15 protein-coding genes and 1 pseudogene are annotated in these 18,758 nt (G+C 55.2%); 3 read left to right on the top strand and 13 right to left on the bottom strand.

Translation table 11 applies throughout. The annotated features are described in order from the left end of the window. Nucleotides 1-77 precede the first annotated feature (77 nt). On the top strand, nucleotides 78-674 hold the full coding sequence (locus FAP39_RS11995) for a type VI secretion system-associated protein TagO (protein WP_246059119.1): 597 nt from the start codon (nucleotides 78-80) through the stop codon (nucleotides 672-674). 47 nt (nucleotides 675-721) lie between these two features. Next, a complete protein-coding gene (locus FAP39_RS11990) occupies nucleotides 722-1,396 on the top strand; it encodes a hypothetical protein (RefSeq protein WP_138016639.1) in 675 nt (224 codons plus the stop codon). 78 nt (nucleotides 1,397-1,474) lie between these two features. On the opposite strand, the gene FAP39_RS11985 is transcribed toward FAP39_RS11990, so the two are convergent. From FAP39_RS11985 to bhcA, 7 genes and pseudogenes are all read right to left on the bottom strand, one after another. After that, nucleotides 1,475-2,047, bottom strand: a complete 573-nt coding sequence (locus FAP39_RS11985; protein WP_138016638.1) for a hypothetical protein — start codon at nucleotides 2,045-2,047, stop codon at nucleotides 1,475-1,477. Nucleotides 2,048-2,191: 144 nt separating this feature from the next. Beyond that, nucleotides 2,192-2,851, bottom strand: a complete 660-nt coding sequence (gene gph, locus FAP39_RS11980) for a phosphoglycolate phosphatase (RefSeq protein WP_138016637.1) — start codon at nucleotides 2,849-2,851, stop codon at nucleotides 2,192-2,194. 78 nt (nucleotides 2,852-2,929) lie between these two features. Beyond that, a pseudogene (locus FAP39_RS11975) lies at nucleotides 2,930-3,894 on the bottom strand (class 1 fructose-bisphosphatase). A 228-nt stretch (nucleotides 3,895-4,122) separates the two neighbouring features. Continuing rightward, a complete protein-coding gene (bhcD, locus tag FAP39_RS11970) occupies nucleotides 4,123-5,088 on the bottom strand; it encodes an iminosuccinate reductase BhcD (RefSeq protein WP_138016636.1) in 966 nt (321 codons plus the stop codon). A gap of 69 nt (nucleotides 5,089-5,157) precedes the next feature. Continuing rightward, the gene (bhcC, locus tag FAP39_RS11965; protein ID WP_138016635.1) at nucleotides 5,158-6,321 is read right to left on the bottom strand and encodes a 3-hydroxy-D-aspartate aldolase BhcC; all 1,164 of its coding nucleotides are present in this window, start codon (nucleotides 6,319-6,321) and stop codon (nucleotides 5,158-5,160) included. 17 nt (nucleotides 6,322-6,338) lie between these two features. Beyond that, complete coding sequence (gene bhcB, locus FAP39_RS11960; RefSeq protein WP_138016655.1) at nucleotides 6,339-7,307, bottom strand: beta-hydroxyaspartate dehydratase BhcB; 969 nt, start codon at nucleotides 7,305-7,307, stop codon at nucleotides 6,339-6,341. Between the two features lie 2 nt (nucleotides 7,308-7,309). Beyond that, nucleotides 7,310-8,500, bottom strand: coding sequence for an L-aspartate--glyoxylate aminotransferase BhcA (bhcA, locus tag FAP39_RS11955; protein ID WP_138016634.1), 1,191 nt, complete (start codon nucleotides 8,498-8,500; stop codon nucleotides 7,310-7,312). 195 nt (nucleotides 8,501-8,695) lie between these two features. Between bhcA and bhcR the strand changes: the two genes are divergently transcribed. Further along, a complete protein-coding gene (gene bhcR, locus FAP39_RS11950; RefSeq protein ID WP_138016633.1) occupies nucleotides 8,696-9,523 on the top strand; it encodes an HTH-type transcriptional regulator BhcR in 828 nt (275 codons plus the stop codon). A gap of 43 nt (nucleotides 9,524-9,566) precedes the next feature. Here bhcR and guaD read toward each other — a convergent pair whose 3' ends face one another. The 6 genes from guaD to FAP39_RS11920 all read right to left on the bottom strand — a co-directional run bounded on the left by guaD (nucleotide 9,567) and on the right by FAP39_RS11920 (nucleotide 18,726). Further along, nucleotides 9,567-10,868 carry a guanine deaminase gene (gene guaD, locus FAP39_RS11945; protein ID WP_425471424.1) on the bottom strand — a complete coding sequence of 434 codons (1,302 nt, stop codon included), beginning with the start codon at nucleotides 10,866-10,868 and terminating at the stop codon, nucleotides 9,567-9,569. A gap of 74 nt (nucleotides 10,869-10,942) precedes the next feature. Beyond that, nucleotides 10,943-12,517, bottom strand: a complete 1,575-nt coding sequence (locus tag FAP39_RS11940; protein ID WP_138016632.1) for a permease family protein — start codon at nucleotides 12,515-12,517, stop codon at nucleotides 10,943-10,945. Nucleotides 12,518-12,547: 30 nt separating this feature from the next. Further along, nucleotides 12,548-13,435 (bottom strand): xanthine dehydrogenase accessory protein XdhC, encoded by an 888-nt coding sequence (gene xdhC, locus FAP39_RS11935; protein ID WP_138016631.1) that lies wholly within the window; start codon nucleotides 13,433-13,435, stop codon nucleotides 12,548-12,550. A 4-nt stretch (nucleotides 13,436-13,439) separates the two neighbouring features. Further along, the gene (gene xdhB, locus FAP39_RS11930) at nucleotides 13,440-15,761 is read right to left on the bottom strand and encodes a xanthine dehydrogenase molybdopterin binding subunit (protein WP_138016630.1); all 2,322 of its coding nucleotides are present in this window, start codon (nucleotides 15,759-15,761) and stop codon (nucleotides 13,440-13,442) included. Between the two features lie 14 nt (nucleotides 15,762-15,775). Further along, on the bottom strand, nucleotides 15,776-17,236 hold the full coding sequence (xdhA, locus tag FAP39_RS11925) for a xanthine dehydrogenase small subunit (RefSeq protein ID WP_138016629.1): 1,461 nt from the start codon (nucleotides 17,234-17,236) through the stop codon (nucleotides 15,776-15,778). A 257-nt stretch (nucleotides 17,237-17,493) separates the two neighbouring features. Continuing rightward, entirely contained in the window at nucleotides 17,494-18,726 is a 1,233-nt protein-coding gene (locus tag FAP39_RS11920) for a urate hydroxylase PuuD (protein WP_138016628.1), read from the bottom strand. Nucleotides 18,727-18,758 lie beyond the last annotated feature (32 nt).

The following is an 18,758-nucleotide window of genomic DNA, read 5'->3' as shown; positions in this document are numbered from 1 at the left end:
GGCGACCAAGCTATTTAGGTTGTATTCATTCCTCCTAGATCGCACTGGAGTAGAGCTTGTTCAAATTTCCATTTTTTGTGAGTCTCCTCAGCACCACAGTCTTATTGGCCGCCCCCGCGTCTTCACATGAAGACCTGAAGGCGTGTGGGGACATAAATGATGATACCGCGAGACTCGCCTGTTTTGATCAACATATCTTGGACACAACAAACAAAGATGAAAATCATAGTGTTGGCAAATGGCGTTTGACCACCGAAACATCCCGACTTGATGACTCTCAAAACGTGTTTTTGCAACTGACATCTGAAGATTCGATCAGAGGGCGGTTTTCCGGGGCTGGACCAATGGTTCTTCACATCATGTGCCGAGAAAACACGACAGATTTCTCAATCTATTTTAACGGGTTGCATATGTCTGATTACCAATATGGAACAGTTACGTATAGGTTGGACAAAACTCCCGCGCGCAAGAAGAAAATGGTGGAATCCACCTCACATCAGCATCTGGGTTTGTGGGGTGGCAGAAGCTCTATTCCCTTTCTAAAAGCCATGTTGGGCCATTCAGAAATGCTGGTCGAGGCCACACCTTATGGTGAGAACTCTGTGATTGCATCGTTTGACATATCTGGTTTCGACGAAGCCATTTTGCCTGTGCGAGACTCATGCCACTGGTGAGCACGCACTTCTCTTTCTTTTCTGCCTTCTTGCGCTACACTTGCCGCATGCGCGCCGCTCTTTTCATCCCTTTCTTCTGTCTCCTATCCTGCTCTCGTCCTCTCACCACGGGGGAAACGGCGTTTGCCGAGGATCTTCAGGGCGAAACGATTTCGCCCAGTACGGTGCGTGTTGTGCATGATGTGCCGCTGGGGGTGGCGACATTCCGGCGTGAGAAACGTCCGCGTTTGGCCTGTCGCGAACGCATTTACCCTGAACCCACTGACGACGTCGTGACGGCATCAACTGCGGCGGTGGTTCTGCACAACACTGTTCTGTTGTCGACGCAATGGCAAAAGGACGATTACCTTAAGGGGTATCCTGCCCAGTTAAACCTGTCGGATGCCATGCTGTTTGCGCATGAGATCACGCATGTCTGGCAATGGCAGAACCGCGCGATCACAGGATATTCGCCACGACGCGCCGCCAAAGAACATCAGGTCAACGATGATCCGTATCGCTTTGACACCTCTACCCAAAGCCATTTTCTTGAGTACGGATACGAACAACAAGCCTCGATTGTCGAAGAATATCTGTGCTGTGCATTGCTTGACCCTGATGCCCCCCGCACACACCGCCTTAAGGCGATGCTGCAAGAGGTGATGCCGCTGTCAGCATTTCCCACGCCGATGACCGTTCAGTTGCCATGGAAGGGCGTAGAGCTCGAAGGGATTTGCCACTAGGCCGTCTGCAGATCCCCAGCGTTCAGACACAAAAAAGGGGACCATCCGGCCCCCTTTTGATCCGATTGAACAGCGGGCCTAGTGGCCAAAAATACCGTTCGAAACCTGTTTGCGCTTGCTGCCTTGCTTGCCCATCTCCATTTGCAGGCAACTGGTGCCCAGTCTCTGAAAATATGTGGCAGACAGCGCGTACCACCCAGCTTGGGGCACCTCGACGCGCTTCATGCCTGCGCTTCCGCACGGGCTGCGTTCATCCAGATATCCAACCTTTTGGCCGCCGATGGTCATGTCCAGACCATCGTTGGTGAACATCTCGATTTCATAAATACCGGGGGCATCAAATTTTACGTACCCCTTGATGCGTGCTGCGACGGCATGTTCTTTCTTAGAGGTCAGTGCCTTTTCGCCTTGGCGGGTATCGGCATAGTTCAATCCCTTGAGTGGCTTGCCACGCTTTGCGCCTTCGTTAAGGGCAGAGCGCGCAGCACTCAGGGTTTTGACGTCAATCGGATAGGCATAGCTGACCGACAAGCCAGATTTGAGCCCGGAAGGCTGCGGGTTCGCAGGCTTCAATTGGGGGGGACCGGCAAAGCCTGCTGTGGCTGCCAGCATCCCCATCCCGGCAATCATTCCAACTAAGGTGGCTTTCATAAAACTCTCCCAGAATACACACCGACCGACGGGTCAGCCTACAAATGTCATGCAACAGTTTATCAACCAAACCGCATCGGGCAAGCACCCTGTGCAAAACTTGGCACCAAACAGCAAATTGCCGCCCGTGCTTATGTGCGCAACCTAGGTTGGATCGCCCAAGACAGATGTGGCAATATCAAAGAGTTGGTCAAAATCTGAAAACAGATGCTGATGGGCAATCTCGTACACAGGTCGCTTGCGATACCCTTGGGAAAACAGAGCAAACGGCACGCCCGCGTTGAGCGCCGTATCTGCGTCAATCTCACTATCGCCCACATATAGAACCTGTGTCGCACCAAGTTGCTCGATCACCGTTGTGAGGGGCAAGGGATCCGGCTTGCGCGCATCGGTGGAATCGCCACCGATCACAACCTCGAAAAAGTCATCCAGCTTGAGATTCAACAGCAGATGCACCGCTGGGCCATAGGGCTTGTTCGTACAGACTGCCATGCGATATCCGGCGGCCTTAAGACGGGTCAGACATGCCATCATATTCGGATAGGGACGGGTCAAATCCGATGTGGCCGTATTATAGATCATCAAGGTATCCGCCACCAAACGATCAAATTGAGCCATATCCATCGCGCAATGCCGGATAACGCGTTCAACCAGCTTTGGCAGACCATTGCCGACAAACGATGTCACCGTGGGCAGATCAAGCGGCCCCTGCCCTTCGTTGGCCAGCATCGTATTGACGGCGGCCTGAATGTCAGGGGCGGAATCGACCAATGTTCCGTCTAGATCAAACACGATGGCTTTCATCTTTACCCCTTATGTTTTTGCCAAACGGGCATGGCGACACACAGCCATGCTCGTTTGGCGCACGTATGTTGGCCGCACTTAGCCAAGGCGTTGGTGATATTCTGCGACCCGCTCGACCTTTTGAGTTGATCCGAAAACAAGCGGCACGCGCGCGTGCAGGCGGCCAGCCTGATGTTGCATCAAAGGATGTGCGCCATCTGTGGCCTTGCCGCCAGCTTGTTCCACCAAAAAGGCAATCGGGGCACATTCATAGACCATGCGCAGGCGCCCGGTCTCGTATCCAGGGCGATCATCCGCTGGATACAGGAACAAACCGCCACGTGTAATAATGCGATGCGTTTCCGCCACCAATGACCCGACCCAACGCATGTTGAAATCGCGACCGTGGGGGCCTTCGGTGCCGGCCAGACAATCGTCGATATAACTGCTGACCGGGGCGTGCCAATGGCGGGAATTCGACGCGTTGATCGCGAATTCGCTGGCCTGAGGCGGAATTTCCATACGATCTGTGACCAGAGTGAACACACCGGTTTTCGGATCAAGAATATAATATTGTGTGCCATCGCCAAAGGTCACAACCAAAGCGGTTTGCGGGCCATAAATCACGTAGCCCCCCGCCAGTTGCTCGCTGGCTGGACGCAGCACACTTGCTTCGCCGTCTTCTGCCGCTTCGAAAATCGAGAAAATCGACCCGATGGACACATTCACATCGATATTGGAAGAGCCATCCAGTGGATCCATGGCCACCGCAAGCGGACCTTCCGGGTTCAGGGTCACAACATCATCACGCTCTTCCGAGGCGTAAAATCGCACACCGGCCCGCGTCAGCGCGTCTGCAAACATTTCGTCGGTCAACACGTCCAGCGCTTTTGACCGTCACCGTCAGAGTTCATCGCCCCGACCTCTTGACCCAGCGCTTGGCCCAGCGCACCGCGGGCAATCACGTCGGCCACATCACGTGCCGTATCGCAGATGGAGAGCATGACAGGCACAAGAGCCTGAGGAATAAGATTTGTCGGAAGAGAATTGGGTTTATCTTGCATCGGAACTGTCCAAAAATAATATGCGGGCTTTGCCCCTGCATTCCATATTCGGGCCATAAAGGAAATTGGTAATTATGTCCTGTTCGCGTTGATTTGGGCGAACAGGACAAAAAACAGCATGTATCTGGACAAAAGCCATGTGTGATGCACCGCGCACAGCGGTTTCACACGCTGGCTATATCTGCAGCATGACACACGCCTGTCCCGCGTCTGGTTCAAGACAACAGGTCAGAAATCCACCTCAATGGCAACGCCTCGTGCCACAGCAAGCTCCACCACAGCAGAAGCCACCGCCAAGTCCTGTAAGCCCACGCCGGTCCCGTCAAACAAGGTAATATCGTTTTCTGACGTGCGCCCAGTGTGCGTGCCGTTGATGACATCCCCGATTTGCGCAATCTGCTCTTGGCGGATCAGCCCCGCAGACATTGCATGTTGGCATTCCCCCAACGAGATCGACTGCGCCACTTCGTCGGTAAAGACCTGCGCACGGGCCACCAGCTCTGCATCGACTTCTTGCTTGCCCACGGTATCGGTCCCCATACAGGCGATATGCGTGCCACCCGTCACATGGGCATTCTTGAGGATCGGGGCAAATGACGACGTGATGGTGATGATCGTATCTGCCTCTTGCCCAAGCTGATCCAGCTCAACCGCCTCGAAAGGCAATCCCGCCTCTGTGGCAACGTCTTCCAGCCGGCTCAGATGTTCTGGATGCAAGTTCCATCCAATCACCTTTTCAAACGCCCGCTGATCCAGTGCGGCCCGCAATTGAAACGAGGATTGATGCCCTGCCCCGATCATCCCCAGCACTTTGGCAGACTTGGGCGCCAGATATTTGATCGAAACCGCACTGGCCGCCGCCGTACGCAAGGCCGTCAACAGGTTCCCTCCTACAATCGCGCGGCATTTCCCTGTATCGGCGTCAAACAGAAACACGGTTGACTGGTGATTGGTCAGCCCCTTATCGGCGTTCCCCGGCCAATACCCACCTGACTTAAGACCAAGGTTCAGCCCAGCGCGGTCAAACCCCGATTTGAACCCATAGAGTGCATCCGCATGGCCAATCGCCTCGCGGATCACCGGAAAGTTATACGCCGCCCCGCTTGCCATCGATGCAAACACCTTTTCAACAGCGTCAAAGCTGTCTTGGCGCGTCATCAATCCAGAGATTTCGTGTTCAGGTACGATAATCATAAGAAGTTCCTTAAAATATGCGACGGCAGCACACCCAATGCCCGCCGCCATCTTTGCCTGCCCTGTGATTCAGTATGCCTTGCCGCGCGCGGAAACAGGCCAAAGCGTTTCGACCTTGCCATTACGCACCCCCACGTACCAATCATGCACATTGCATGTCGGATCACAGTGACCGGGCACCAGACGCAGTTTGTCATTTATCTTAAGAACACCATCAGGATCGCCGACAACGCCATGTTCATCCGAACACTTAAGATAACTCACATCGTCGCGCCCAAAGATTGTGGGCAATCCACTGTCGACCGATTGTGCTTTGAGCCCGGCGTCTACGATGGCTTTGTCTACTTTGGTATGGCTCATGACACTGGTCAGAATGAACAGAGCATTTTTCCATTCCCCCTGATCAATGCGCGTGCCGTTTTCATCCAGAATGCGCCCATAGTCCGCATCCATAAACGCATATGACCCGCATTGAAGTTCATTATAGACACCTGAAGTGCTCTCGAAATAATACGAACCGGTTCCCCCACCCGACACAAGCTCGCAAGATATGCCCGCGACCTTCAGGGCCTCAACCGCCTCTTTGACCTGAGCAATCGCGATCTCAAGTTTGGCCTTTCGGTCTTGATAGCTGTCCATGTGCTGCATGGCACCTTGATAGGCCTGAATACCCGTGAACGTCAGGTTCTCGGCCGCTTGAATGGCCATGGCAATCTCCACAACATCCTGTGCCGAATTCACCCCGCAGCGCCCTGCGCCGCAATCAATCTCGATCAAACACTCAAGCTGCGTGCCTTGCCGCTGTGCGGCCGCAGACAGCTCTGCCACGTTGTCCAGATCATCCACACAGACAATGGTGCGCGCCCCAAGCTTGGGCAAGCGTGCCAAACGATCCAGCTTGCGCGGGTCTCGCACTTGATTAGACACCAGAACATCTTTGATCCCGCCACGCGCAAAGACCTCAGCTTCGGAGACCTTCTGGCAACATACGCCAACCGCATCCCCCAGCGCCTCTTGCAGCTTTGCCACATCAACGGATTTGTGCATCTTGCCGTGTACGCGATGGCGCATGCCGTGCGCTTTGGCATAGTCGCCCATCTTTTTGATGTTGTATTCCAACGCGTCCAAATCCAGCACCAAACATGGCGTTTGAATTTCGCTTTCATCCATGCCCGGCAATGCGGGCACATCAAAACCAACTTCTAGGTTTGCGATTTGTGTCTGTGCGTTCATGTCATTTGCTCCTGCATTCAAGATGTCATCCAAGGCAATCTGTCCAAATCGACATTGCCTCCGGTCAAAATGACCCCAACGCGTTTGCCCGCGAAGATGTCTTTGTGTTTCAAAATCGCCGCAAGCGTCACCGCACTTGAGGGTTCCACCACAAGCTTCATACGCGCCCAGATCAACCGCATGGCGTCGATGATCTCTTGTTCGCTGACGGTCAGAATGTCCTGCACATGGGTGCTGACAAAATGCCAAGTCAGGTCTTTCAACGGCACCTTAAGCCCGTCCGCCACAGTCACAGGCGCATCATCAGCGATGATATGTCCTGCGCGCAGGCTTCGGGCGGCGTCATCTGCCTGATCGGGTTCTGCGGCAAAGACTGCGGTCTCTGGTGCTAACGTCGACAACGTCAGGCAGGTTCCGGAAATCATACCTCCCCCCCCAATCGGTGCGATAACAGCATCCAAACCACCGGTTTGCGCCAAGAGTTCATGCGCACATGTGCCCTGCCCTGCAATCACCCGTGGATCATTGTACGGATGCACGAAATCTGCGCCTGTCTTGACCTGAACCTGCGCAAACACCGCTTCGCGACTTGTCGTGGAGGGTTCGCATTCGGTGATTTGTCCACCATATCCGATGACCGCATCTTTTTTTGCCTGCGGCGCCGTGTGTGGCATCACCACGTGACACGCAATACCCCGTCGCCCGGCAGCATAAGACAACGACAGGGCATGGTTTCCGCTTGAATGCGTGGCCACGCCCAAGCGCGCCTGATCTTCGGACAATCCAAACACGGCATTCGACGCACCGCGTACCTTAAAAGCCGCAGCTTTTTGCAGGTTCTCACATTTGAAAAACAGCTGCGCACCGGTCAGGTCATTCAAGAATGACGAGGTCAGAACTGGCGTTTGGTGCACATAGGGTTTGATCCGCGTATGCGCATCCAGCATATCTTGGAAGGTCGGAGGCATCATCTCTGGCATATCCATGCTCACGCTGCCGCCCGGCGCGCATCCGCTGTTGACGCCCGATAGCTCTCCTGCGCTGCCGCCACGCCTGCCCCCAACTGGATATCCAAACCCAGATCGACCATGCACATTTCCGCAGTCGCAATTCCGGCCAAGGCCATGACGTCAGTCATTGATCCCAAGTGCCCGATGCGAAAGACCTTGCCTGCAACATCCCCAAGCCCGACACCAAAAGCGACGTCATAGACATCTGCAGCATGGGTCACGATGTCAGTGGCGTTAAATCCTTGCGGAGTCACGATGGCGCTGACGGTATCAGAATACAGATCAGGCGATGCTGCACACAGCGCAAGCCCCCAAGCATCCACAGCTGCCCGCACGCCATTGGCGATCCGCGTGTGGCGCGCAAACACCGCCTCAAGACCTTCTTCCAGCAACATCTCGGTGGATGTCTTAAGCCCGTTCAGCAATCCTACAGCCGGCGTATACGGATAAGCGTTATTGGCATATCCAGCCGCCATATCGCGCACATCAAAGAACGTACGCGCCAAGCCTGCCGTTTCAGTGCGCGCAACTGCCTTTGGAGAAAAGGCAACAATTGCGAGGCCAGCAGGCAGCATAAAGCCCTTTTGCGATCCCGTGACCGCGATATCGACGCCCCACGCATCCATTTGAAAATCCATCGACCCGATCGACGACACACCATCCACATACAAAAGCGCCGGATGGCCCGCCGCATCCATGGCACGACGTACACCCGCGATATCGCTGCGCACACCTGTGGCTGTCTCGTTATGTGTGGCCAGAACCACCTTGATCTCGTGGTTCACATCCTTACGCAGGATATCTTCGTAGCGATCCAGCGGAATACCAGCCCCCCACGGCGCATCCACCACCGTCATGTCCAATCCGTGACGCGTGCACATGTCGATCCAACGGTGGCTGAACATGCCATTCCGCGCGGCCAGAACTTTGTCGCCGGCTGACAGGGTATTGGTCAAGGCCGTCTCCCATCCACCAGTTCCGGTAGAGGGGAAAATGAAGACTTCGGCTGTTTCGCTCTTGAGAACCTTTTTCACGCCCGCCAGCGCCGGATGCAGAATATCTGCGAACAGAGAAGACCGGTGATCCAAAGTTGGCATATCAACTGCCTTGCGAAGCCCTTCCGGCATGTTTGTCGGTCCGGGAATAAACACTGGATTTTGAAAGCTCATCACAGCCCCCTTTTTGAATTTCTCCACAAAGCTAGCGCGCAGCATGATGAAGGTAAATTTTTTTGAAAAGGTTTTTCATTTTGAAAAATCATTAGCTTTATGAAATAAAATCATAGGTTTAAATTTTTTCATTGTGTGAAAACGCAATTCATTGCAGTATTTTTTCGAGTTCAAGTTGAGAGAAATTCACCCCCAATGCCCCCACCCATTCGAAACAAGGGCCGCCCCAAGGCCTTTAACACCGACACGACGGCAAACCCGATTCAGTCGTTGGATCGAGCCTTGGTCGTTTTGGAAACCCTCGCCCAAAGCAATGGCATGACCCTCTCGGAAATCGCATCACACCTCGATCAGTCAGTCGCCACGATGTACCGCGTCCTGAGCACACTTGCGGCGCGGGGGTTTGTGGAAAACGATCCACAAACCCAAGCATGGCACATCGGACCGATGTCGTTTCGTTTGGGGTCTGCATTTTTGCGCCGGTCCAGCGTGGTCGAGCGCGCGCGCCCCGTCATGCGGGACTTGATGCAAGCCACCGGTGAGACAGCCAATCTTGGCATCGAAAAAGACGGGCACGTGATGTTTCTAAGCCAAGTCGAAACCCACGAGTCCATTCGTGCCTTTTTCCCACCGGGAACCTTGTCCCCCATGCATGCTTCCGGGATCGGCAAGGCATTGCTCAGCTGCTATTCTGATGATGCGCTGTCATGGTTTTTGCGCACACACGCACGAGAATCCTTTACCGAACACACCCTGTGCGACCCCGAAACCCTCCGCGCCGAGATGCAAAATGCCCGCCACCTTGGCTATGCCGTAGATGACGAGGAAAAGAACTTGGGGATGCGCTGTGTTGCGGCCCCGATATTCAATTTTTATGGCGAAGCCGTGGCAGGTATCTCTGTGTCTGGACCGATCAGCCGCCTCACGCAGGAACGGGTTGCCCAAGTTGGCGCCGACGTCAAATCCGCAGCAGAAAGCTTATCACGCGGGTTAGGCGCAGAACCTGACGCCCCGCAGAGCTAAATTAGGGCGCGCCAGAGCCATTGTTGGGCGCGCCCAAATTTGATTAGGCGGATTTTTGAGAATTTCCGCCCACATAGGTTTGGGTCACCGACCGATCATCCCCCATAATCTGAAGAATAAACAGCTCTTCAGATAGGGTTTGCGCCCGCGCGGACCGCAACGCCATCGCAGGCGTTGCCTGACTGTTAAGCACCACAATGTCGGCATCCGACCCCACATCCAATGTGCCGATCCGGTCCTCCATGCCCAACGTGACCGCATTGCCACGCGTGATCCAGTGAAAGGCCCGCAACGGATGAAGCTTTTGCCCCTGGAGCTGAAGAATTTTGTACCCTTCGTTCAGCGTTTGCAGCATGGAATAGCTGGTTCCCGCCCCAATGTCGGTGGCAATCGCGCTCTGGATACCGTTTCCCCGCAATCCGGCGTCATCAAACAGACCGCTGCCCAAAAACAGGTTGGACGTCGGACAAAAGACCGGATGCGCCCCGGTCTCTGCCAAGGCGTCGATTTCGCGCGGCTCAAGATGGATGGCATGCCCCAGAAATGTTTTTGGCCCCACCAGACCATAGGTTTCGTAAACATCCAGATAGTCGCGCGCCTGTGGATACAGGTCTTTGGTAAACGCGATTTCGTCTTTGTTTTCAGAAAGGTGTGTTTGGACAAAACAATCCGGATGCTCGGACACAAGCGCCCCCGCCATCTCGAGTTGGTGCGGGGTCGACGTGATCGCAAATCTTGGCGTAATCGCATAGTGCAGCCGGCCCGTGCCATGCCACCGCTCGATGAGGGCCTTGCTGTCGTCATACCCAGATTGCGGCGTATCACGCAGCCCGTCCGGCGCATTGCGATCCATCATCACCTTGCCACCGATCATGCACATGCCTCGGCGGGACGCTTCGGAAAAATAGGCCTCGACGGATTCTGAATGGACCGAACAATATGACATCGCCGTGGTGGTGCCATGTGCTGTCAGCACATCAAAAAATGCGTTTGCCATGGTCTGTGCATGGGCATCCTGTGCAAAGCGCGTTTCTTCGGGAAAGGTGTAATTGTTCAACCAATCCAAGAGCTGGCTTCCCCAACTGGCGACCACCTGCACTTGGGGGAAATGGATGTGAGTATCGATAAACCCCGCCATCAACAGATTCGGGCGGTGATCTATGATCTCGGCATCTGACGCATCTAGGTCCCCAAAGGCCCCCACCGCCTGAATTTTGCCATCAACCACAACAATGGCCCCGTCCTCTACGTACTCATAGGCATCTGTATCTGTTTCGTCTTGCGGTTCGGCGCTAAAATTTAGAATGCGACCACGCAGTATTTTCTTATGAGGCATATGTGCCATTGCAGTTTTCCGATTAAGTTAAAAACCACGCGAGGCAGGGATCACCTGCCCCGCGCATAGTTCTGTTGACAGGCCTAAGGAGCCGTCGCGTCGTCCACGACCACATTTGGATTCACCAGATCGTCTTCTTTGTGAACCATGGGGTAAAAGAACAGAAACGCTGCCGAGATCAGATATCCGGCGCTGACGCCGCTCAACTCGGGCCAATGCAAGCTGGCCGAATGGATGATCCCCACCAGCGACATGCCCGCAGCCGCGAGCGCAAACCCACAGGCATTCCGAAAGCGCCCGTCGATCACGCTGGCCACAATCGCGCCCCAGATCAATCCAGTCAGGATCGCCCCCTGCGAAAGCGCCAAGTGCCCCTCGAAATGTGCGCCTTGCTGCAAAAGCGCAGCTGTCAGGGCCTCATCGCCCAATCGCGGCAGTCCTTCGACACCAATAGTGCCAAGCGCATTCATCATAGAGCCCCACTTGACCATCAAAAATGCTGAAACATGGGGCATCATCGCGATGGTCACAGCCGCCATATGTTCGGTTTTGACAGAATGCGCAGTGTTGGTGATCAGGCTCAGGGCCACAAATACCAAAACGGGCGCAGCAGCCGCAGTTGGGATCAAGGTATTCAGGAATGCCAAGAGCCCAAAGACCGCAGCCAGAGGGATCACTGCGCCCACTGCAATGATATACCCGGCATGTGCGCCCATGCGCTTATACGCCGGATGCCCAATATAGGCGGTTGTTGGGAACGGCGAGCCAAACACAGCGCCGATCATGGTGCCCACGCCATCGGTGACCTGACACGTTGCAACCGGATAGGAATCTCCGGCGGCTTCTGCGCTCTCTACGTTGTTCATGGTTTCGATGAAGTTATAGATTTGCACAGGCACCAGCACCAAAAACAACTCGGGATTGGCAAACAGATGCTGAATGCCCGCGATCAAATCTCCAAAGTACGGCAAGGGCGGATAGATGCCGACGCCCTCGAAACTGATCGATGCTTTGCCCATCGCGAGGGCAACCACGGTTCCGACAATCAAGGCCAACAGCCCGGCGGGAATATTGAACGGCAGACGAAACCGCCCCACAAGTCCCCAAAGAATAATGATCATAGAGGCGAACCCGATGAACGGGTCTTCAAAAATGGTCGCCAACGGCACCGTACCAATAAAAACCAAGGCAATCCCGCACAGCGTTCCCAACATGCCCGCGCGCGGCGTGACACGCTTGAGAAATGGCCCGATAAACGCACCAAGAGCCGCCACGATGCCGCCCATAAACCCGGCGCCAATGCCCACTTGCCACGCGAGAACCGGATCATTGGTCGACCAATAGATCGGCCCGATCACACCAAACAAATACACAAACATCACAGGCGTCGAGATCCCGTAAGGCAAGGCGGTCACGTCTTTTCCCTGTCGCTGGGCAACCCTGCGCGCCAACCACACATACACCGCGATCCCGGCCAAAATCGCCACCGCCGCACCGGGAATGATGCGGCCAAACACGATGTCAGCAGGCATCTGAAACACGAACTGGCATACGCCAGCCAGCACCATCAGATTGATCAGGTTATCCGTAAACAGCGCCCAAAAGGCACTAAAATCATTCCGCACAAAAAGCTTGTACGCATAGCTTGTTTCCGACATGTCGGACCTCCTCCAGTTTTGGACAGAGGGTCAGATTTTCTCTTTGAGAGCAGTCTGTGACCTCTGAATAGCCTCGCCAAGTTCGGGCGAAACAACACCCCCAACGGGGGCAACTGCGGTAGTTTCAGAGGTCAACGCCGTAATTATTTCAGCCACGACAAGCGCGGCAATTACGGACGGCCGCTTGTCGCGGCTACCGCCTGCCCCAATGGGGCAGATCAACGTGTCGATGGTCAAACCATCGCAATAATCATGGCACCAAGATTTAAACTTGGCGCGTTTGGTGGCAGACCCAATCAGCCCGACATAGGCCGCATCGCCGCGCTCGAGTGCAGCGGAAGTCAGCAAAAAGTCTAGCGCATGGTCATGTGTGAGCACCACAAAGGCGCTGCCTGCAGGGGCATCAGCGATGTCCATCTCTGGAATGGCGGATAGGCGGGTTTCCACAGCAGATTGACACAGCGCCAGTTCATCAGCACGCGGATCAACCATGATACACCGAACTGGCATGTGCTCCAGCAGGTCAGCCAAGGCGCGCCCTACATGCCCAGCGCCCATCACATAGACATGTGGCAAGCGTGTCATGTCTTCGGTGTGCTGTACAATCGCTTGATCCTTGTCGGCTTGACGCATGCGCATCAAAGCCACCTCGACACGCCCGCCACAGCATTGGCCAATTTCCGGCCCCAAAGGCACATCCATATCCGCGCTGAGATCGCCATCGTTGAGCATCGCACGCGCACGCGCAATCGCCATAAATTCAAGCTGACCGCCGCCGATGGTCCCAAACAGAGCACTTGGCGCCACATACATGGATGCGCCGACATCTCGCGGCGACGAGCCGCGCACAGACGTCAGGCGCACCTCGATCACGGCCTTGTGGGCGGTCAAAAAGTTGGCAAAATCAACGCGTGTCATGCGCTTAGGTCCCTTTGGCCTTGAGGCGTTCCACAGCCATCAGAACACGCTCTGGTGTGACCGGTGTATCCAACCGTGGGCATTCCCGATAATCACCGACCGAGGCCACCGCCATCGACAGCGCTTCAAGCACCGAAATCCCAAGCATGAAAGGCGGCTCGCCCACAGCCTTAGAGCGCTTGATCGTAAGTTCGCGGTTCTCGGACCAATCCGCCAGTTTCACATTAAAGATGCCGGGACGATCAGATGCCAACGGGATTTTATACGTAGACGGCGCGTGTGTACGCAGACATCCCTTATCATCCCACCACAGTTCTTCTGTTGTCATCCAGCCCATGCCCTGAATAAACGCACCTTCGATCTGGCCCTTATCCAACACAGGATTCAGCGACCGCCCCACATCATGCAGGATATCCGTACGATCCACTTTGTATTCGCCCGTCAGGGTATCAATGGTCACCTCTGAACAAGATGCCCCATAGGCATAATAATAAAACGGACGCCCCTTGCCCGCAGCCCGATCCCAATGGATATCCGGCGTTTTGTAAAACCCAGCCGCCGACAGGTGCACGCGCGCCATATAGGCTTGTTTGATGAAGTCCCCAAACGCAAACGTCTCGGGTCCGACCTGAACCGCGTTGGGCAAAAAGACGACATCCTCTTCGGTGACACCCCATTGCGACACCGCAAACGCCACCAAGCGCGCCTTGAGTTGGTTGCAGGCATCCAGTGCCGCCATACCGTTCAAATCCGATCCCGAAGACGCCGCCGTAGCAGACGTATTCGGGACCTTCTCCGTGGTGGTTTTGGTAATCTTGATGGTGTCGAAATCTACTTGCAGCGCATCGGCTACGATTTGGGCAATCTTGGTATTCAACCCTTGGCCCATTTCGGTGCCACCGTGGTTTAGATGAATAGACCCATCATTATAGATATGCACAAGCGCACCCGCCTGATTATACCAAGTCGCCGTAAACGAGATGCCAAATTTCACAGGGGTCAACGCGATGCCTTTGCGCAGAATACCGCCTTGGGCGTTATACGCTTGGATCGCTTTGCGACGCTCTTGATAATCGGCAGTATCTTCAAGTTCACCGACCAGACGATCGATAATGCAATCCTCGACGGTCTGGTGATACGGTGTCACATCACGCCCCGCGTCGCCATAAAAGTTTGCCTTGCGAATTTCTAACGGGTCTTTGCCCAAATCATACGCAATCTCTTCAATCATCCGTTCCGCAGCGACCACCCCTTGTGGTCCCCCAAACCCGCGAAAGGCTGTGTTGGACACCGTGTTGGTTTTCATTGGATGGCTGACAAGCTTTACGTGGGGATAGAAATAGGCATTGTCCGCGTGAAACAACGCACGATCTGTCACCGGTCCGGACAAATCGGATGTCCAGCCAGATCGTGCCGCGAAATCACCTTTGACCGCTTGAATACGACCTGCATCATCATAGCCCACATCGTAATCGACCACAAAATCGTGCCGTTTGCCGGTCGACATCATATCCTGATCCCGATCAGGGCGAATTTTCGCGGGGCGGTTCCATTTCTTGGCCGCCATTGCTGCAACAGCACAGAACAGGTTCATCTGGCTTTCTTTGCCACCAAATCCGCCACCCATGCGTCGAACGTTCACCACCACCGCGTTGGATGGGACCCCCAAGACATGCGCCACCATATGCTGGGCCTCTGACGGGTGCTGTGTGGAACAATGCACCACGACATCGTCGTCTTCTCCGGGGATGGCAAAGGCGATGTGGCCTTCGAGATACATATGATCCTGACCGCCAATCGTGATCTGCCCACCAAGCCGACGCGGGGCTGCTTCTAGAGCCGCGTCAGCATCGCCGCGCGCCAATGTCAGATTGTCGGTCACATACGGATAGTCATCCGCCTGCGCGGCGACCGGATCCAATGCATGTGGCAGGACTTCGCAGTCCACCACCGCCAACTCGGCGGCACGTCGCGCGGCATCACGTGTGTGCGCCACAACCGCAAACAACGGCTGACCGTGAAATTCGATCTTTTCGGTCGGGAACAACGGTTCATCGTGTTTGCCGGTCGGGCTGACGTCGTTCACACCGGGCACATCCGCCGCTGTCAACACGCCCAGCACACCAGGCGCGGCTTTGACAGCCTCCAGATCAAGACCTTTCAGCGTGGCATGCGCCACCTTCGACACCCCCAAATAGGCATGTACCGTGCCCGCAGGTTCGGCAATGTCATCGGTATAATCCGCACGCCCTGTCACATGCTTGATGGCGCTGTCATGACGTAGATCTTGACTTACGGCACCCTTAATTTTGGATGTAGTATTCATGGTCTGATCTCCGTTCATGCGCTCAGTCGCACTGCGTTGCGAGGTGCATTGTCTTGTTCCAGATAAAACCTCTGGAACAGGTTTTGTGCCACCTTAAGACGATATTCGGACGATGCCCGCCAATCCGTCAAAGGTGCGAAATCTTCTGGCAACGCATCGGCAGCGGCTTGAAACGCCGCCTGCCCCCATGGCTGGCCAATCAACGCCGCCTCGGCGGCTTTGGCACGCTTGGGGGTGGCCGCCATGCCACCAAAGGCCAGCCGCGCTGCAACAATGATGTCATCCTCCACGCAGACTGCAAACCCTGCGGCCACCGTTGAGATATCCTCGTCGCGGCGTTTTGAAATCTTATAGGCAGCATGCACCCAATCGCTGCCAGAACGCGGGATACGGATGTCTTCGACAAATTCGCCTGCAGCCCGATCTTGTTTTCCATAATCGACAAAGAACGTTTCCAACGGGATTTCCCGACGTACGTCGCCATGGCGCAAGGTGATTTCCGCGCCCAGCGCAATCAAGACGGGCGGCGTGTCCCCGATCGGCGATCCATTGGCAATGTTGCCGCCAATGGTGCCCATATTGCGCACTTGCCAGCCTGCGATGCGCGCCCAGAAATCCGCCAGATGCGGAAACGCCTGTATCAACACATCTTGGGCCTCGCTATAGGTCACGCCCGCGCCAAGGTTGACGCTTGCACCATCCATGGCAATGCGCTTGAGCCCGTCGATCTGGCCCACAAACACAGCAGGACCAATGGGGCGCAAAAATTTGGTCACCCACAGGCCCACATCGGTGGCCCCGGCGACAATTGTCGCGTCGGGATGCGCCAGCAAAACCTGTGCCAAATCACTGACGGTCGCAGGCACAATGGCACGGTTGTCAGACGGCCCGACCTCAAGGCGCAGACCGTCCTGCCATGCCAATAGCCGATCGTGCACGCTCGCACGCTCAGTCAGCAAAAAATCAGATGCGGGTGTGCCGTGACGGCTTATGGCATGTGCCGCGCGAATGATCGGGGCATACCCAGTGCACCGACACAAGTTCCCCTGCAATGCCGTTTCAATCTGTTGCACGGTCGGGTCTGGCACTTCCATCCACAACGCATACAGCGACATGACAAATCCCGGTGTGCAGAACCCGCATTGGCTGCCGTGTTCTTCAACCATGGCTTTTTGGACAGGATGCAAGTCGCCGTTTGATCCACGCAAGTGCTCAATCGTGACGACATGGCATCCGTCCAGCGACGAGACAAACCGGATACATGCGTTCACCGCCTCATAGCGCAAAGCGCCTTCATGAAGGCGGCCCACAAGCACTGTGCAGGCGCCGCAATCCCCTTCGGCGCACCCTTCTTTGGTTCCGGTCAACCTCTGATCCAGACGCAGAAAATCCAAAAGCGTGTCAGACGCGCCCAAAGAGCTTAGGGACACCTCTTGGTCATTCAACAAAAAGCGGATCTCACTGCGCACGGCCATCTTGGTCCTCCTCAGAACACTGTGGCTTGATGTACAAGCCGATCTCGATCCTAGCAGGCGCGCGTTTCCCTAAAAATGCAAATAGTAAAAAGTCTCTTTCTTGTTTTTCCTGACAATCAGCTGTGCGCCATTCAAACATCTGGCCGGATGGCCCTAGGTTCAAAAGGCACAATACACCAAGAGCCAAAGATCACACGACCTTTGGCTCTTGGTTTGGTAATTCAGACTGTGAACCGCGTTGTCCTTACACGGACAGGCTAGCCGCCCATTGCAGCCTCGTACCATGCAACAATGGCGGCGCGTTCTTCGGGTTCCATCCAGCTCACATTGGCAGGCGGCATGGCTGTGCTCAGGCCAGCCTGCAGATAAATGCGCTTGGCTTCTGCGGCGATCTCGGACGGCGCTTCGAGCAGGACATTCTTGGGCGCGTGGCCAATCCCGTCATAACCGGGTTCGCGGGCATGGCACATCGCGCAGCGCCCCATCACAATATCCGTCACATCCTCGAACCCATCGGCCTGCGCAAAGCGTTGTTCGGTGGGCGTCAGCGCGCGGGCCTCTTCCTCTTCGAGCGGGGTATATTCAGGCCCCGCCATCGACAGCGCCATGATCCCCGCAAATAGCGCCGCCGTCACAGCCCATGTCCACCATTTCATGCCACCACGGGCATGCATGGTATTAAAGAAGTGCCGGATCGTGACCCCCATCAGGAACACAAGCGCCGCGATCAGCCAGTTGTATTGCGTCGCAAAGGCCAGCGGATAGTGATTGCTCAGCATCAGAAAAATAACGGGCAGCGTCAGATAGTTGTTATGGGTCGACCGCAGCTTGGCGATCTTGCCATACTTGGCATCGGGCGTGCGGCCCGCCTGAAGATCAGCCACCACAATGCGTTGATTGGGCATAATGATAAAGAACACGTTGGCCGTCATGATGGTGGCGGTAAACGCCCCCAAATGCAGCATCATCGCCCGTCCGGTAAACACCTGAGTATAGCCCCAGCCCATCACCACCAGCAGGCCAAACAACAGCACCATCAACAGCGTCGGGTTTTCGGCCAGTCCTGATTTGCACATACGGTCATACACCAGCCACCCGACACTCAGGGATACGGCCGACAACAACACGCCTTGCCACAGCACAAGATCGGATTTGGTGGCATCAATCAGATACAGTTCCCCGCCGACCCAATAAACAATCATCAACAATGCGGCCCCGGACAGCCATGTCATATAGCTCTCCCATTTGAACCACGTCAGATGATCTGGCATTTCAGCAGGCGCCACCAGATACTTGCGGACATGATAGAAACCGCCCCCGTGAACCTGCCACTCTTCGCCGTGCGCCCCCGCTGGCAAATCAGCCGCTTTGCGCAGCCCCAAATCCAGAGCAATAAAATAAAACGACGAGCCAATCCAAGCAATGGCTGTGATGACGTGCAACCACCGCACTGCAAACTCCAGCCAATCCCACAGAAACGCGAATTCCATCCCCAAGTTCCTCTTGTATTTCGTTAATACGA

Source organism: Shimia litoralis (assembly GCF_005518135.1).
Classification (GTDB): Bacteria; Pseudomonadota; Alphaproteobacteria; order Rhodobacterales; family Rhodobacteraceae; genus Shimia_E; species Shimia_E litoralis.
Note: the sequence above shows the minus strand (reverse complement) of the source record. Positions and strands in the feature narration are given on the sequence as shown.

Bases quoted from the DNA above. Each gene is read 5' to 3' on its own strand.
- FAP39_RS11990 (WP_138016639.1), top strand. From the start codon at position 722: ATGCGCGCCGCTCTTTTCATCCCTTTCTTCTGTCTCCTATCCTGCTCT.
- FAP39_RS11985 (WP_138016638.1), bottom strand. From the start codon at position 2,047: ATGAAAGCCACCTTAGTTGGAATGATTGCCGGGATGGGGATGCTGGCA.
- gph (WP_138016637.1), bottom strand. From the start codon at position 2,851: ATGAAAGCCATCGTGTTTGATCTAGACGGAACATTGGTCGATTCCGCC.
- bhcD (WP_138016636.1), bottom strand. From the start codon at position 5,088: ATGATTATCGTACCTGAACACGAAATCTCTGGATTGATGACGCGCCAA.
- bhcC (WP_138016635.1), bottom strand. From the start codon at position 6,321: ATGAACGCACAGACACAAATCGCAAACCTAGAAGTTGGTTTTGATGTG.
- bhcB (WP_138016655.1), bottom strand. From the start codon at position 7,307: ATGGATATGCCAGAGATGATGCCTCCGACCTTCCAAGATATGCTGGAT.
- bhcA (WP_138016634.1), bottom strand. From the start codon at position 8,500: ATGAGCTTTCAAAATCCAGTGTTTATTCCCGGACCGACAAACATGCCG.
- bhcR (WP_138016633.1), top strand. From the start codon at position 8,696: ATGCCCCCACCCATTCGAAACAAGGGCCGCCCCAAGGCCTTTAACACC.
- guaD (WP_425471424.1), bottom strand. From the start codon at position 10,868: ATGGCACATATGCCTCATAAGAAAATACTGCGTGGTCGCATTCTAAAT.
- FAP39_RS11940 (WP_138016632.1), bottom strand. From the start codon at position 12,517: ATGTCGGAAACAAGCTATGCGTACAAGCTTTTTGTGCGGAATGATTTT.
- xdhC (WP_138016631.1), bottom strand. From the start codon at position 13,435: ATGACACGCGTTGATTTTGCCAACTTTTTGACCGCCCACAAGGCCGTG.
- xdhB (WP_138016630.1), bottom strand. From the start codon at position 15,761: ATGAATACTACATCCAAAATTAAGGGTGCCGTAAGTCAAGATCTACGT.
- xdhA (WP_138016629.1), bottom strand. From the start codon at position 17,236: ATGGCCGTGCGCAGTGAGATCCGCTTTTTGTTGAATGACCAAGAGGTG.
- FAP39_RS11920 (WP_138016628.1), bottom strand. From the start codon at position 18,726: ATGGAATTCGCGTTTCTGTGGGATTGGCTGGAGTTTGCAGTGCGGTGG.